Origin of the sequence: Pseudomonas sp. NPDC098747 (genome assembly GCF_044760045.1) — a bacterium.
GTDB lineage: Bacteria > Pseudomonadota > Gammaproteobacteria > Pseudomonadales > Pseudomonadaceae > Aquipseudomonas.
Genome location: NZ_JBIWAL010000007.1, coordinates 83,930 through 99,773, shown reverse-complemented (window position 1 = coordinate 99,773; position 15,844 = coordinate 83,930). Strand labels below are relative to the sequence as shown.

The 15,844-nt window shown below is 57.0% G+C and carries 9 protein-coding genes; 4 read left to right on the top strand and 5 right to left on the bottom strand.

The genetic code is table 11. The annotated features are described in order from the left end of the window. Window positions 1–4: 4 nt before the first annotated feature. The 3 genes from ACIQVE_RS06615 to recQ form a co-directional block, all read right to left on the bottom strand. Complete coding sequence (locus ACIQVE_RS06615) at window positions 5–1,780, bottom strand: FimV/HubP family polar landmark protein (RefSeq protein WP_402805823.1); 1,776 nt, start codon at window positions 1,778–1,780, stop codon at window positions 5–7. A gap of 127 nt (window positions 1,781–1,907) precedes the next feature. Then, window positions 1,908–2,342 (bottom strand): MarR family transcriptional regulator, encoded by a 435-nt coding sequence (locus ACIQVE_RS06610; protein WP_150602975.1) that lies wholly within the window; start codon window positions 2,340–2,342, stop codon window positions 1,908–1,910. A gap of 305 nt (window positions 2,343–2,647) precedes the next feature. Beyond that, a complete protein-coding gene (gene recQ, locus ACIQVE_RS06605) occupies window positions 2,648–4,777 on the bottom strand; it encodes a DNA helicase RecQ (RefSeq protein ID WP_402805819.1) in 2,130 nt (709 codons plus the stop codon). A gap of 394 nt (window positions 4,778–5,171) precedes the next feature. Here recQ and ACIQVE_RS06600 point away from each other — a divergent pair, with 394 nt between their 5' ends. The 4 genes from ACIQVE_RS06600 to ACIQVE_RS06585 all read left to right on the top strand — a co-directional run bounded on the left by ACIQVE_RS06600 (window position 5,172) and on the right by ACIQVE_RS06585 (window position 10,831). Further along, the gene (locus tag ACIQVE_RS06600; RefSeq protein ID WP_402805816.1) at window positions 5,172–5,759 is read left to right on the top strand and encodes a UPF0149 family protein; all 588 of its coding nucleotides are present in this window, start codon (window positions 5,172–5,174) and stop codon (window positions 5,757–5,759) included. Window positions 5,760–5,769: 10 nt separating this feature from the next. Then, window positions 5,770–6,165 carry a YbaN family protein gene (locus ACIQVE_RS06595; RefSeq protein ID WP_402805815.1) on the top strand — a complete coding sequence of 132 codons (396 nt, stop codon included), beginning with the start codon at window positions 5,770–5,772 and terminating at the stop codon, window positions 6,163–6,165. Window positions 6,166–6,253: 88 nt separating this feature from the next. Beyond that, window positions 6,254–8,140 (top strand): hypothetical protein, encoded by a 1,887-nt coding sequence (locus tag ACIQVE_RS06590; protein ID WP_402805814.1) that lies wholly within the window; start codon window positions 6,254–6,256, stop codon window positions 8,138–8,140. 60 nt (window positions 8,141–8,200) lie between these two features. Further along, window positions 8,201–10,831 (top strand): hypothetical protein, encoded by a 2,631-nt coding sequence (locus ACIQVE_RS06585; RefSeq protein ID WP_402805812.1) that lies wholly within the window; start codon window positions 8,201–8,203, stop codon window positions 10,829–10,831. Window positions 10,832–10,934: 103 nt separating this feature from the next. On the opposite strand, the gene ACIQVE_RS06580 is transcribed toward ACIQVE_RS06585, so the two are convergent. Further along, window positions 10,935–13,496 (bottom strand): autotransporter outer membrane beta-barrel domain-containing protein, encoded by a 2,562-nt coding sequence (locus ACIQVE_RS06580; RefSeq protein ID WP_402805810.1) that lies wholly within the window; start codon window positions 13,494–13,496, stop codon window positions 10,935–10,937. Between the two features lie 231 nt (window positions 13,497–13,727). After that, on the bottom strand, window positions 13,728–15,671 hold the full coding sequence (locus ACIQVE_RS06575) for a hypothetical protein (protein WP_402805807.1): 1,944 nt from the start codon (window positions 15,669–15,671) through the stop codon (window positions 13,728–13,730). Between the last annotated feature and the right edge of the window lie 173 nt (window positions 15,672–15,844).

Here is a 15,844-nt window from a genome sequence, read left to right as displayed (position 1 = left end):
AACCTTAGCGAATCCCCGCCAACAAAGTCCGAGCGGTTTGCTTCAAAGGCTCATCCCCATCCTTGAGCAACTCATTGAGCAACGCAATTGCGCTGTCGATGTCACCGTCATCGATGCAGGTTTGCGCCTGTTCGAGCTTCTCCGCTCCCGCCTCATCTGGCGCTGACATCTGTAAATCCAGCGACGGCAGCGGATCGCCAAACGCTTCGAGGAAGTCATCGTCCAGCGGCTGTGCTTCAGGCTCGGGGATCCATTCAAGCTCGGCGTCTTCACTGGCTCCGGTCTCGGGCAGGTCAAAGTCCTGCGGCAATACTTTCAGACCGGAAGCGAAGGCGGACTCGTCTGTTGCTGACTGGGCCAGTGCCGAACGGCTGTCCTCCAGATCCCAACTGGAGTCCATCGAAAGCTCATCCAGATTCAACTCGAAATTATCTTCGGGCAGCGCGGGCGCCGCGACTACTGCGGGGGCAATGCCAACGTCCACGGCCGCCAACGGCGCAGTGCCCAGCAACTTCGGATACCGGGCGCGGATATCCTGCAAGGCTTGCGCATCAACTCCTATTTCACGCAAATGACTTTCCTGCTGCTCGAACGCTTCGCTATCGCCCTGACGCCCCAGCACTTCGAGTAACTGCAAACCAAGATCGGTGCGCTCCGGCTCTTTGTGCAGCGCATCGCGTAACAGTCCGGCGGCTTCGCCGAGGCGTCCATAGGCCAGGTAAATCCCCACTGCTTCCAGCACATCACCCGTCGCTGGCTCTTCACGAGGATCGGCCGAGGCGCGAGTCCTGACCGGTTCGGCCGATCCTTGTGAGTAACCGGCTTCGTCCACATCCGGCTCATTGCGCAACGGCAACAATGGCGGCGGCGCATCGCCTCGCTGCTGTTGCTGTTGCTGTTGCTGTTGCTGGCGTCGACGGTGCACGAGCAACCCGGCCAATGCCCCCAGCAACAGCAAACCAGCGAGCAATGGCCAATTCAAACCGTCATCTGTGGGCTCGATCGGCGCAGCAGGTGTCGGTGTTGGCCCCGGTGTCGCTACTGGCGCTGGTTTTTGCAACTCGACCAAGCGCGTTTGCAAGTCACTGACCTGTTTCCTGCCGTCGGCAATCTGCAAATCCTGCGCCTGCAGTTTGGCGTTCAGCTCATCGAGGGACTTTTGCAGTTGCTGGTTTTGCAACACGCTGGCGGCCAGTTGTTCGGCCAGTGCAACGTTGGCTGGCGTTGATGCCGTTTGAGGTCCGGCAGGCGTGGCGCGTTTGCCCTGGGATGCCTGTGGCGGCGCGGTCACGGGTTCAACAGTGGGAAATGCAGAGGATTGCGGACGCGGGTCAGGCTCATCGGTAGCCGGCACGATACCCGGCGAGCCCGGCGGATCGATCAGCACCGTGTATTCGCGCAGCAAGCGGCCATTGGGCTGATTGAGCTGCACAAGGAAATTCAGAAAGGGTTCGTTCACCGGTTTGCCGGAGGTCACCCGGATCATCTGGCGATTGCCACGCAGGATCGGCGTGAACTTCAGGTCGTTGAGAAAGAACACCCGCTCGACCCCGGCACGGCCGAATTCGTCTGCCGTGGCCAGGCTCACCGACAGATCGTTCTGCGTCAGCGTGCCGACATCGAGCAGAGCGATATCGGCCTTGAGCGGTTGATTGAGGGCTGAGTGAACCGTGATCTCGCCCAGCCCCAAAGCCATCGACAAGGTCGAATAGCCGAGTGCGCCAGCCACCAATAAACCATTGGCGCAAACGCGCAGTACCATGTGCCAACTTGCGAGCATGAGCATCCCTTAAATAAGCAAAACCGACTTCTATGCGTTCGCACATCCGGTACGAACACGATATTGCCTGGTAGTTCTTATAGTCTGCTCAGGGCGATCTCTCAAAAAACTGGCACGCAGTAATGCCTCAAGATTTTTCCAGGTTGGCCAGAATGTGACCGTGAACACGCATGCACACCTTTAAATCCGCCTCGTCGACACCGTCGAACAATTCATGGCGCAGTTGGGTAGCAATGGTTTCGATTTGTTCGATCAACGGCAGGGCCGGTGCACAAAGGACAATTTTTTTCGCCCGGCGGTCTTCCATCACGGACTGGCGTTGCACCAGCCCCTGGCTTTCCAGACTATCGAGCAAGCGTGCGAGGGTCGGGCCTTCGACACCAACGCTTTGTGCCAGCTCACGCTGAGTCGGTGCCTCTGCGAAACGCGCCAGATGCAGCAGCACCAGCCAGCGCGCCTGGGACAGGCCAAGGCCTGCCAGACGCCGGTCCAGCTCGGCGCGCCAACCGCGGGACATCTGGGCCAGCTGCATGCCAAAGCGGTGTTGATCGGTTAACGGCATAAAACACTCATGGTTAGACTGATGTAATAGAGAAAAACTAATTATTAGTCAGCTAAGCATGAGCTGCAGCTATAGGCAAGTGTCGGCCTGTACTGAATCGTTACATCTTGAAAAGCCCCTCACCCTAACCCTCTCCCAGAGGGAGAGGGGACTGATTGGGGGATGCTGAAGAATTTCACCGACCTGAAAGGGCTTTACCGAATCCATTATCGACTCAGGCCTTCAGGTCGATGTAACCCGCAAGACACCTCGGTCGGCCCCCTCTCCCTCTGGGAGAGGGCTGGGGTGAGGGGCTCGGGCCCGAATTACATTTCAAACTCGGATTGCAGCGCAGCCCGCACGCAATACAGGACGCCTTCAGGAACACGACCGGCGAACAGTTCGGCGATTTCGGCGACCGGCGGCAGTTCACCCTCGCCATCAAGGAATGCGTCCTGCACCTCGCCCATCAGTTCTTCAGGCAAGTCCAGAGCCTGCTCCAGTGAGAGTTGCTGCTTGCCGATGGCCTCGGCGAGCATGGTGTAGACGTTCTTTTCCGAGCACTGCAACTGCCCGGCAATCTGCATCGGGGTCATGCCGGCGCGGGCCAGGGTGATCAGTTCGTGACGCACATCGGCCACCACTTTCGGTGCCTCGACCTCGCCGCCGAGCACTTCGAGGAAAGCATCGCCGTAACGTTCCAGCTTGCGCGCACCGACGCCGCTGACCCGGGCCATTTCCGCCAGCGAGGTTGGTTGGCTGCGAAGCATTTCCAGAAGTGTCGAATCCGGGAAGATGACGTACGGCGGCACGCCGTGTTCTTCGGCCAGTTTACGCCGCAACGCACGCAGGGCTTCCCACTGCTCGCGCTCTTCGCCGCGCACCAATTGGCTGGCCGGGCTCTTGCTGCCGCTCTTGGCGGTGACTTGCGGTTTGAGGTCGCGGCGCAGCTCAAGCGTCACTTCGCCCTTGAGCAGTGGCCGGCAGGTGTCGCTCAAACGCAAGCCGCCATAGCCTTCGTGATCGACATCGGCCAGCCCGCGCGCCACCAACTGACGGAACAGCGAGCGCCATTCGCTCTCGCTTAGCGCCTTGCCGACTCCGTACACGGAAAGATGCTGATGACCGAAACTGCGAACCTTTTCGTTGTCCTTGCCCAGCAGCACATCGACCAGATGGCCGACGCCATAACGCTGACCGGTGCGAAAGATCGCTGACAACGCCTGACGTGCAGGCTCGGTGGCGTCCCAGGTCTGCACGCCGTCGACGCAGTTGTCGCAATGACCACAAGGTTCGGCCATCTCCTCATCGAAATACGCCAGCAGCGTCTGACGACGGCAACGGGTTTCTTCGCAGAGCGAGAGCATCGCGTCGAGCTTGTGCTGCTCCAGACGCTTGTGGCGCTCGTCGCCTTCAGAGTTTTGCAGCAGTTGTTTGAGCATCACCACGTCTTGCAGACCGTAGGCCATCCACGCATCCGCCGGCAGACCGTCACGACCACCGCGCCCGGTTTCCTGGTAATACGCCTCAAGGGACTTCGGCAGATCGAGGTGGGCAACAAAACGCACGTTGGGCTTGTCGATGCCCATGCCGAACGCCACGGTGGCGACCATGATCAGGCCTTCCTCGTTGAGGAAGCGCTTCTGGTTGAAGGCGCGCAGCTCGTTGGGCAGACCGGCGTGATACGGCAGCGCCGGGAAGCCTTGCTCGCTAAGGAATGTCGCGACTTCTTCAACTTTCTTGCGCGACAGGCAATAGACGATGCCAGCATCGCTGCGCCGCTCGGCAAGAAACGCCAGCAACTGCTTGCGCGGCTGCTCCTTGGGCACAATGCGGTAGAAAATGTTCGGTCGGTCGAAGCTCGACAGGAAGCGCTCGGCGTTCTGCAGGTGCAGGCGTTCGACGATTTCTTCGCGGGTACGTTTGTCGGCGGTGGCAGTCAGCGCGATGCGCGGCACATTCGGGAACAACTCGGCCAGTTGCCCGAGTTGCAGATACTCGCGACGGAAGTCGTGGCCCCATTGCGATACGCAGTGCGCTTCGTCGATGGCGAACAGGGCAATGTCCAGACTTTGCAGGAAGGACAACATGCGCGGCTGCACCAGACGCTCGGGCGCCAGATAAAGCATCTTCACTTCACCGCGCTTGATCCGCGTCGCCAGATCACGCTGCTGTTCGGCGCTCAGCGTGGAGTTCAACGCGGCAGCCGCCACGCCCAGTTCTTCGAGGGTGGCGACCTGATCGTCCATCAAGGCGATCAACGGCGACACCACCACCGCCAGGCCATCGCGCAACAGCGCCGGCACTTGGAAGCACAGGGACTTGCCGCCACCGGTAGGCATCAGTACCAGCGCGTCACCGCCGCTGGCCACGCGCTCAATGATTGCACCCTGACGGCCACGAAAACTGTCGTAGCCGAAGATATCCTTGAGGACGCGTTGAGCCTGTTCGAGCATAAAAACTCCAAAAATCTACCGATACATCCCTGCTCAGGCTGGTTCAGAACAGCCAGGGCCGCTTAAACAAAACGTAAGAACGCATTGCACGACAACCGCAATGCGGGCAGGGATCGCAAAACGCGGCAGTATACCCGAGCCCTCCCCTGCGCAGGGTGCCGCTGAGAAGACTCCGTTCATCGGCCATACGAATATCCTGTGGGAGCGAGCTTGCTCGCGAATGCGATATGCCAGTCAGCACATCGGTGCGCTGATACAACGCCTTCACGAGCAAGCTCGCTCCCACAGGGTCAAAATACAGCCGGACAATCGTGGCAAATCTGCCATGCGGCTGGCTTGAGCGCGCAAGAAGGCCTAGAATTCCCGCATTATTGATTCCCAAGGTAGCAACGTAATGTCCTTCGCTGAGCAACTGACCCGCCTGCAAGTCTTCCTCGACGCCGACGAGCTGCACGACGAGGCGCTGGATTACGTGGCCGCCCACGGTTACCTGACCGCGCTGTCGATCTGCTCCGAAGACGTGTCAGAGCGTGAATGGATCGACGCCCTGTTCGCCGAAGAGCCGCATTACAGCGACGAAGCTCAGCGTGCCGAGATCGAAGCCACTCTGATCGGCCTCAAAGCGCACATCGCCCGTCAACTGGCGTCCGACGAAGAATTCGAACTGCCGTGCGAGCTGGATCTGGGCGAAGACCCGGACGATTCGGAATTGCGCGGCTGGTGCATCGGCTTCATGGAAGGCGTGTTCCTGCGTGAAGCGGCCTGGTTTGAAACCGCCGAAGAAGAAGTCAGCGAAATGCTCCTGCCGATCATGGTCGGTTCGGGCCTGTTCGACGAGCAGCCAGAGTTCGAAGACATCGCCAGTGACGCCAATCTGATGGACGACATGATTGTGCAGATCCCGGAAGCCCTGACTGCGCTGTATCTGCTGTGCCAGGCGCCAGACGAAAAACCGGCGATCCTCAAGCCACGTCACCACTAAGATCCTGCCTATGGACAACCCCATAGGCAACCGCCCCCTGATGTTGCGCTACTTGCTGCTGGCCATCGGCTGGCTCAGCGTGGCATTGGGGGTGATCGGGATTTTTCTCCCCGTTTTGCCCACCACCCCCTTTCTGCTACTCGCGGCGGCGTGTTTCGCCCGCAGTTCTCCGCGTTTCTATCGTTGGCTGGTCGAGCATCCCCGGCTCGGGCCATGGATTCGCGATTATCTCGATGGCAACGGCATTCCACTCAAGGGCAAGGTCTACGCGATCGGCCTGATGTGGGCGAGCATTCTGTTCTCTTGCTATCTGGTGCCACTGCCGTGGGCGCGAGGATTCATGTTGACCAGCGCGGTGTTTGTCACGGTCTACATTTTGCGGCAAAAAACTCTGCGCAAGCATTGAGTCACTCTCCAACCGCCCCCCGCACGCGCCCCACCATTCATCGGAAAACATCACACACCTGTCAGATCTGACAGGTGCGCGACTCCCTATGCAAAGGTTTAATCAATCAAATCTACCCCACCTGAAACCGCCGCCGCTCTACAGGAGTCGCAACATGCCATCCAGGTGCCTTTACCTGTTCCCCCGCTTCGACGACAACGAGATGCTCGCGCTTCGTCCCCTGCTGATCGCAGGCATGGTTCGCCCCATTGAAGAGGGGGATGGAGGCATCAATATCGCAGTGGTCACAGACAACCCTGCGGGCATGTTGTGTGTGATCAATCCGTATATCGGCATGCGCGAGGGCGACAAGCACTTCATTTACTGGGGCGCCGAAGAGGTCTTCATCAAAGTGGTAGAACTTTGGGAAGTCAACAAAGCGTTGTTCTTCTATTTGCCTGCGGCGCTCGCCAAGCCAGGCTGGGTCGAAACCTGTTATTACCAGTTGCTGCGTGCTGGCGAAACAACGCCCGATGACCCTTCGGTGGCATTACGATTACGGGTCAAACTCAATCAACCCGGCGGCCGCGACAAGGCGCCGCATCTGCCGGACGGCCATTCCGAGCTGCATCCGGTGCAGTTACCCGAAGAAGTCGTGCAGCAAGGTATCGATGCCGAGTGGGCGAAAAAAGGCGTGCCCTTGACCATTCCGTTCTACCCGGAAATGGCAGTGGGTGACGAGATCCTGGTGCATTGGGGGAGCGCCAACAACATTCTTGCGGCCCATACCGTGACGCAGGATGAGGTAGATAGAAAAATCCCCATTGCGATGATCGCCGACCAGGCAGCCATTCTGGCCGGGGGAGACAGTGGCGCGCTGGTATTGCGCTATGACATTCACGATGTGGTCTGGAACTGGGCGGTCCGGCGTTCGCAAAGCACGCGCGTGCGCGTGGATGCCGGGGGCTGGCGCCTGGAAGCGCCCGTTATCAAAGAATCGATCAACGGCATCATTACCATCAGGGATCTGAACAAACAGGACGTCACGGTTCAGGTTCATGTGCAGAGCAAGGATTTCACTCTCGGAGACACCGTGACCTTGTCCTTCATCGGCACGCCCCACACCGGCAAGCCATTGATACATTCCGAGTCCAGAACCGTCGTCAGTATTCCGAGCATTCTGGAATTGAACGTGCCCTATGAGCTGATAAGAGCCATCGCCATGGGCCTGGCGGATGCTTCGTGTGTGCTGACGAAAAAGAATGGCGAGCCACCGCTTTCATCCAAACGCACCTTTGCCCGAGTGGTGGGTGACGTTGTGATGCTGCCCGAGCCGACCATTCGCGAACTTCGCGGCGACACGCTGCAATCCGACGAACCCTACGCAACGGTCGAGGTGCGTTATCCCGGCATGGCCAATGGCGATGTGAACAACCTGTTCTGGCTGGGCACCCGGCCCGGTGGTCAACCTTATGTATACGAGGAAGAGCACGTCGTCAGCGAGAACGACGCCAAGGCAGGGCTGATCACGTTTTACATTGGCGCCGAGCACATCAGCCCTCTGGCCAAACTCGATCTTTCCTACCGGGTATCCAACGACACATTGTCGCTCTACGGCGTCAGTGAATCAGAGCGGTTGCTGGTCAAGGTCGAGAAAATCCGCGCCACGCTGCCGATGCCGGTGGTCGAGGAGGCCGATCCGCCGGATGTGCTGGATCCCTCACGGGTGTTCGATAACGTCCACGTGCTGATCAATCATAAAACCGAAAGCGGTGACATCGTCTACTACGGCTGGCGTGCGGAGCACCCTTTTGGAAGCACCAGCGACTGGGTGCCGATTACTACCGTTACTGCAGGCCGCCCCGTTCGATTCAGGGTGGATGCACGGTTCGTGACAATCAACATCGGGCAAAGGGTCCAGGTTATTAGCTGGATCAAACACGCCGACACTGGCTTGTTCAGCCATTCGGAGACGTTGAATCTGATGATCGGGTAACTGGTCGGGGATCTGCCGCCACCGATCGTCGAGCAAGCCCGCGACGGTTTGCTCGACCCCATGAAAGCCCTGAACGGTGTAGACGTGCAGGTGAGTTATGCCAGCATGGACGCGGTGCTCGACACCGCCAACCTGCGATGGATCGGGAAACCCGGTCCAGGCACATCTGTAGACCTGGTCAAACCGGGGCACGCGAGCGGGACGGTGCTGTTCCACCTGCCTCCTTCAGTAGTAGGTCCGAATATCAATAATGCGGTAACCGTCGACTATCTGGTGAACCGCTACGGCAAAGCGACCGAGTCGCAATCATTGACCCTGCGGGTGCTGAGCTTTCAGGATCCCGAGAAAGACCTGCCGCGCCCCGAGGTGCCGCAGGCATTGAACTCAGTCCTGGACTTGATGATGTTCAGTGGCGACCCAAGAGTACTGGTCAAACGATGGCCATTCATCGCGCTCAAGCAGCGCCTCTGGTTGCTGCTAATGGGCAAGACCATGGCAGGCGCTCCCTACACCATCAAGATTCTCGACGGCAGGGAGATCACCTCGGCGCAAGTCAAAAACGGACTCAACGAAACATTGCGGCGAAGCGAGTTGCTCAAGTTGGGCCATTCCTCAGAGGCGACGGTGATCTGCAAGGTGGCGTTCGACAATGACCTTTCAGAGGACAGCGCTTGCGTATTTCCGGTGCTTAATCTGACTGTCAGAACCCGATACGACTATGTAACGCCGATCATCGACGGGGTGCGCGACACACGCGGTGATGTCGTCGACGGCGGCAAAACCCGCGACGACCATGTCACCGTCAGCGGCACCGCCACGCGCGGGGAAACCATCGAATTGTTTGATGGCGGTTCGGCGTCGTTGGGGTCTGCGGTGGTCGGCGTGGACAGCCGATGGAGCCTGAAGATCGGCATCCTCACCGAGAAGGATTACCGCATCACGGCCAAGGCGCTGTACGACGCCGATCCGCTGTTCAGCGGCCCTCGAACCTTCACGGTCAAATTCACCCAGACGCCGGAAATCCTCTCGGTGAGCGACTCCCGTAGCCAGGTTGCTCATGGGGGGACGACTTACGATAACAGTGTGCTGATCGAGGGTATTGCGACGCCAAACCTGCAGATTCAGGTATCCGAAAGCAGTGCCCCCCTTGTCACCCTCGATGTCGATGATGACGGCCGTTGGCAGCACCGCATCAATAATCTGCGAGTGAGAACCTACAGCGTGGTCGCATCGGCCAAGTACGACGTCGACCCGCCATCGAGTCCCGCTCGGACGTTCGTCGTGGCGCTGGCCGTTACACCAACGATCTCGCGAGTCACTGATATCCGCAGTGAAGTCGATATGAACGGCACGACCTACTACCGCGCGGTGACGTTGACCGGCAAGGCGAGCCCAAATGAAACGATCACCCTGCTTGATGCCGGAACGCCAATCGACACAGTGAAAATCGAGGCGAGCGGCAATTGGACCTATCAGATGACCGACCTGTCATTGAAGGTTTATCGCCTGGTCGCCCGCGCTGAGTACGGCAGTAATCCGGTGTCGGCGCCCCCCAGGGTCTTTACTGTTGCGGCGCATATTGCGCCGACTATCACCTCCGTCACTGACGCGGTCGGACCGGTCGCCCACAACGGCACGACCTATGACACTTCGGTGAAAGTGCAAGGCACCGCGACTCCGCGAGAACAGATTCAGCTGTTCAACAAAGGTTCGCCGGTTGGCGCGCCTGTGACCGTCAAGGCCGATAAAACATGGGAGGCGTCTGTCAGCGGTCTGGCGCTGACCTCACACAGCCTCACAGCCAAGGCGCTGTACGAGGTGCTGCCAGTGGAAAGCGGTGCAAGAAACTTTACCGTCGCCGCACACATCGCACCGACACTGACGCCGGTACACGATGGCCTCGTCGAAGTCCCCAATAACGGCGAGACCAATCGAACCTCGGTGACCTTGCGCGGCGCTGTAACACCTAACCGACAGGTACAAATTTATGACAACAATGGCTACAAACTGACAGTTACCGCCGTGGGAAGCGCTTGGACCGCAACGCTGCCAGTCAGCGTCGGCAGCCACGCGGTGTTTGCGAGAGCGGTGTCCACCGGGCAGAGTTCGACGGTGCGTTCCTTTCGGGTGATATCGCCGATACCGCCGCTGACTATCAACAATGCGCCAATGCACTTGAATGCCTGGCATTTCAGGGATGGCAGCACACCAACCAACCCGCCCCCAGGAGCCTTTGGCGACAGATCGGCCAACGGTGGCGTTCTTCCATACCGTTACCAATCCGACAGGGACAATATCGCTGAAGTGAACTCGACAACCGGTCGCGTAATTTCAAAAGGTAATGGCACTGCGACCATTACCGTTTCGGACGCGGCGAATCAGAGAGCCAGCTATACCGCCACAACCTCAAACGTAGAAATGCTCTTCGGCACCGGCATCTTTGGCACTTACACCAGTTGCGCCAATCAAGCAGCAAGCATGGGAGGAAGAATTCCCTCGTTGGCAGAATGGAGAGCCTTTATGAACAACTATCGGGGCGCTATAACGTCCAATGACTGGAACTGGGCATCCGACCGATCGGGCTTTAAATATCGCTATGTAATTCGCCCGAGAGACGGCGCGACAGACACGCGCCTTGATTTCGGGTTCGGAGGCGGTACCGCCAATGGATTTGGTATCAGGCGCACTTAAGTAACACAAAAAAAACGCTGCTCGGGTAAGGAGCAGCGGTTTTTTAGCATAACAAGTTGGTTTTTATTGTCACAGACCAGCACACTATTCCTTTAACTGCACCTCACCAACTAAACCTCACCCCCACATTCGCCCCCCAAGGCTGTTCAATATGCTCACCCTTGGAATAATCAAAGTCTGCATGCACTTGCCACTTTGCGGACAGGGCGACCGCCACCCCCGCACCAAACTCGGCACGAGAGCCTGACAAATCGTTGTTGAACACATTGTCGTTGACCTTCACTTCGTTGTTCGACGCAAACTCATGTGCCACTGCCGCACGCAGGTATGGCTGGGCGATGGCGCCATCATTGAACGCGAAGTTGCGCCCGACAGTGGCCCCCGCCTTGGCGACCAACGAACGCATGCGATCGCCATCGGCGTCCATGTCGTTATCAAGGGTGTATTGCTTGCCCTGAATCTGCACTGCCGACAATTGCGTGAACGGCTCGATGAAGTAGTCGTCAGCCAGTTTGATGTGGCGACCGAACTCAGCGGATGCGCCAACACCCCAGTTGTCATAATCGCCCTTGGTGCGGCTGCCATCGCTGAGATTGACCTTGGACTCATTGCGAAACCGGTTGAACTTGAGCACGCCATCGAAGTAGTAACCAGTCTCGCTGTCGAGCCAGGTGACATACGGGCCGACGTAGTAGCTTTTCACTGTGCCCGAAGTGCCACGGTCCAAGTCCAAATCGGACTTGCTCGTCCCCGCCAGAACCCCGACCAACACCTGACTTTCACCCACCCGGGCGTCAGCGCCAAGGGACAACCCCTGCTGCTGTTGCTGATAGCCCACACCCGACCCAGCCGCCACGTTGTATTTATTGCCGTAGGTGCGGATCCAGCCGCCCGCCTCGCCACCGTTGAGACGCAACTCGCCCATACGGCTGCGTAAGTTGCTCAACTCGCCGTACCACACGGTGGGTGCGGTGTTGAACAGCGCCAGTATGGAACTCGCACCCGGGCTGATCACTTCGGTGGCCGGATCCAGAAACCAATCCTTGCCGCCCTCCCCATTCTCTCTGCTGGACAGGCTGTAAGACCAGGTACCGACGTCTACAACACCGTCGCCCGCCAAGGCAAACTGCGCCGCGTCGATCGTGGCGGTACGCGCCAGTATCAATTGCTGTGGCGAGGCTGCATCCAGCCCCGACGCGGCCACTGCGAGACCAAAGTCGCCCGCCGAAGCGCCCGTCACATTCAGGAAGTCACGCTCACCGCTGGCAAAATCGCCTTTCATGACAAATGTGCCGTTGCCCGATAGCGTGCCGACGTTCAGTCGGTAATAGGTAGTGGGCCCATCCGCGGCGCCAAAAGTGACACTGCCGCCATCCAGGCTCAAGGCACCGATCGAATCGTTGGCGGTCATCGTCCAGTTCGAGTTGCTGCTGATGTTGACGCTGCGGACCTTGTCCAGGCGACCGGTGAGCTGTGAATGATCTTGCAGGGTGACGCTGTCGACATTGTTCAGGTGACCGGTGAGCCCTGAATGATTTTTCAGGATGACGCTGTCGACATTTTCCAGGTCACCGGTTAGCTCTGAACGATTTTGCAGGGTGACGCTGCCGACATTGTCCAGACGACCAGCGAACTGTGAATAATTGTCCAGAGTGACGTTGTCGACATTGTCCAGATCACCGGTGAACTGTGAAGAACTATCCAGGATGAGGCTGTCAACATTGTCGAGGCGACCAGTGAACTGTGAATGATTTCGCAGGGTTACGTTGGCTGTCGAACTGCTATCAACCAGTACCTCACCGTTCATCTGACCGCGGTCGAAGGTGAGATTGGCAGTGCTGTTGTCGCTGACGGTGACGTTACCGTCCAACGTACTGTTGGCAACTTTTACAGCAGCAGTGGAAGCGCCCTCCACCGATATCAGGCGGTCGGCGCTCCCTTGCAAGGTTGAATTGTTCAAGACTTCAATACTGGCGTTGATGCCTCTTTCCAACAAGATTGCTGCACCGTTGCGGCCCTCCACGCTGGCGTTATCCAGCACCAGTAGAGTATCGCTTGATGTGGACGGGTCATTGACCAACCGAACACCTGCAACATCACCGCTGATTAGAGTACCTGCTGTCGCCCGCACCTCACCGCCAATCATAAGCAAACCGACGCTATTGGCGGCCGTCCCCGTCACCTCGCTATTGACCAGCGTGAGGGCGCTTGTGCCAGTAATTTGAATGCCAGACCTCCCTCCCTTGAATTGGCTATCGGTGGCGATCACTGTCGAACCTTGTGACGAAGAAAGGTTTCTATTGACGCTCAGCCCCACCGTGTCACTGGTAACCACGGCGTTATTGATATTCCCACGGCTGCTACTGATGGAAATACCTCCAAGACCAGTGTTGGCGATCACTGTGGCGCCATTGATGTTCAGCGACGACCTGCCGGTAACATTGATCGTGTTGGAGACGGCACCCGTCAGATTAAGCACGCTATTGTCGCGCACCAGATAATCAGTGGACTCAGCTGTTGAGTCCACATCAAGTGTGGTGCCGTTACCGACAATAACAGCGGCAGACGCGGGTAAGCCGAAAACAAAAAATGCCGGTATGACTACCAGCATTCGGAAATGCTCACTACAGGCCTCTGTGTATCTCAATCTCAGGTGGTTTTTCATCACTACGCTCCTTGACGGGATCCTCGAGCAGTCGGTTTGAAGCCAGAGGAAGAAATATGGCCGTGGACGATACTTGCACCGAGTCTCACCAGGCGTAGGACTTTTCCTAGTTTTGTTGGTTAAAAGTCTGACAAGCACTGGAGAATGTTTTTCGGATAGAAAATCGGCGTGTGAATGTCAATAGACTGAGGGTGCCGTTGGCACCCTCAGTTACACCTCATAACTGCTGTTCTACAACGGGCAAGTATCCCCCCCTCCTGAAGGAATCAGATATACCCTCACCAAATGTCGAACGGACTTGGTTAGATGCCCATCAATGATCGCTGAGTACTGGATGCCACCCCATCCATTCGCCGTAGTCTTCAACGCACCGTCATAAGGAATCTTGACTATAAAGCCGTCAGTTGCTTCTGCGATGCTCGGCGTATATTCAACTACCAAATGGGTATCGTCTTTAGTATTAGAGCCGTCGCTGTCGGAATAGCCTTGATATTCGAACTTCAGAACTTGATTGGCCAATTGATCTTGGCCTCCCGCCACCAAGACTTCGAAATGCCGCCCCGCCACTGAATCTGTCCGTAGTGAGCCGCAGAACAGCCATTCTCGATAAATCGCATGCAGATGGATGAACTTCACGTCCGGTATTAATGCTGGCTGAAAAAGTACATCAACACTCTCCGGTCTGGAAATATCCTTATTATCGTTGATGGCAGGATGAGTGATCTTATAGTTGACAGGAATTGGATTACCGTTACCCCCCGCGTCAATGACGCTCCATTCGAGCTCCCACGAAAGCTCCGTCATAGGCATAGTAATATCGATAACACCACCCTCCGCCGCTGACACTTCCACCCCCATCCAGAAGAGCGTCACTACATCACCGTCTTTGGCGCCGGTATAGATCGGCGCCGTGACAGCGACCTTTTGGTCAATATCGCTTGCTCTGAGCTGGTTTGGACCATTCCCCCCACTTCCTTGAACGGTTACCACATCCAGATCAGGGTTTGGATTACCGGGTTTATCAGGGTCGACAGGCGCGCCTGGTTTGCGCAAATCCACATTTACGGGAACTGTAATCGGGATAAGAGGATGATGAATAATACCGCGTTTTATCTGGTAACCGACGTCGACCTCTTTTACGTCTCCATTAAAGTTGAACACATCGCGGAATGGCACATTGACATAAAACGGAAAGCTGGTGATTTCCGCAGGTGCTTGCCGCAGCCCCTCCCAAGTCACCACCAACTGATCTCCGGGCAGGTAGTTGGTGTATTCATCTTGAAGGCCTACACCTACCGGTTGTTGAGCATCGGCCAGATCAATCAAATTATCGTTGTAGAGAGGAATATCCGGCGGCACCAAATCTTCGGGAGGATCAGTCAGTGTGACATTCAGCCGCTTGTATGGAGAATTGCGACTTTCGTTACCCTTGCGATCCACCAGTTGGTAATAGAGGGCTCTGACGCCTTCTTCGCCATTCAACATGGCTTCTCTCAATTGGACCACGATTGGAACACTCAGGTCCTCACGAGTAAATACTCCTACTGGAGTTGGCAACGGTAACGATGTACCGATATAGACTCTCACAACATCTCCTATCTTTGCCCCCCCGTACTCTGGAACAGTTACGGGGATAGAACCATGAGCATCAAGATATTTTTTAGTAATGCCGTCACGTTCCACTTCTGGGGGTACTATAACTTCGAGTATCGGCGTGGGACTCGTTGCATCGACATTGATTTGCAGCGCAACCGAGTCCGATTCATTACCGCCTTGATCGATGAAATAGCCCAGTTCATGTTTTCCGGGTTCACTGGTCAGATTTCCCGGAAGAATCATCTCGATGAAATCAGCTGGATCCACAGGTGTAGTGTATCGATGAATTGGGCTCGGCAGCCTTGACCCCTTCCAGGTCAACTGAATATATCCTTCAGTAGGGGGCAAGATGTTCCCTTGCGGTGGCCCTGGTACCATCATCTTGAGTGGAAAGCCTTGAAGGATAGCCGGCACTTGATTTCCCTCGTCATCGGCGGTGGCTGGCAGCAAAGGATTATCAGGATGTATTGTCGGGACGGAAGGCTTGGGAGCGGGTTCCGCGGCGCGCGCCGAGGAGCGCAGTTTTTCATAATCCAACCGACTTTTTTCTGCCAGGGTCAACTTTTCATGCTTGGTCATTTTCCATCTCCTATCAAGCAAACAGGGCTTTACTTGCCCGAGTTATAACAATGTACGCCCACGCAATTGCATCAACGCTGGACGACCTTCCGCATTAACAACTACGTTCAACGTGTTTCAGAACTACAACCACACAACAGCATTAAACTAAGCGTGGAAAACGCAGCACACTC

Bases quoted from the DNA above. Each gene is read 5' to 3' on its own strand.
- ACIQVE_RS06615 (WP_402805823.1), bottom strand. From the start codon at position 1,780: ATGCTCGCAAGTTGGCACATGGTACTGCGCGTTTGCGCCAATGGTTTA.
- ACIQVE_RS06610 (WP_150602975.1), bottom strand. From the start codon at position 2,342: ATGCCGTTAACCGATCAACACCGCTTTGGCATGCAGCTGGCCCAGATG.
- recQ (WP_402805819.1), bottom strand. From the start codon at position 4,777: ATGCTCGAACAGGCTCAACGCGTCCTCAAGGATATCTTCGGCTACGAC.
- ACIQVE_RS06600 (WP_402805816.1), top strand. From the start codon at position 5,172: ATGTCCTTCGCTGAGCAACTGACCCGCCTGCAAGTCTTCCTCGACGCC.
- ACIQVE_RS06595 (WP_402805815.1), top strand. From the start codon at position 5,770: ATGGACAACCCCATAGGCAACCGCCCCCTGATGTTGCGCTACTTGCTG.
- ACIQVE_RS06590 (WP_402805814.1), top strand. From the start codon at position 6,254: ATGCAAAGGTTTAATCAATCAAATCTACCCCACCTGAAACCGCCGCCG.
- ACIQVE_RS06585 (WP_402805812.1), top strand. From the start codon at position 8,201: ATGAAAGCCCTGAACGGTGTAGACGTGCAGGTGAGTTATGCCAGCATG.
- ACIQVE_RS06580 (WP_402805810.1), bottom strand. From the start codon at position 13,496: ATGAAAAACCACCTGAGATTGAGATACACAGAGGCCTGTAGTGAGCAT.
- ACIQVE_RS06575 (WP_402805807.1), bottom strand. From the start codon at position 15,671: ATGACCAAGCATGAAAAGTTGACCCTGGCAGAAAAAAGTCGGTTGGAT.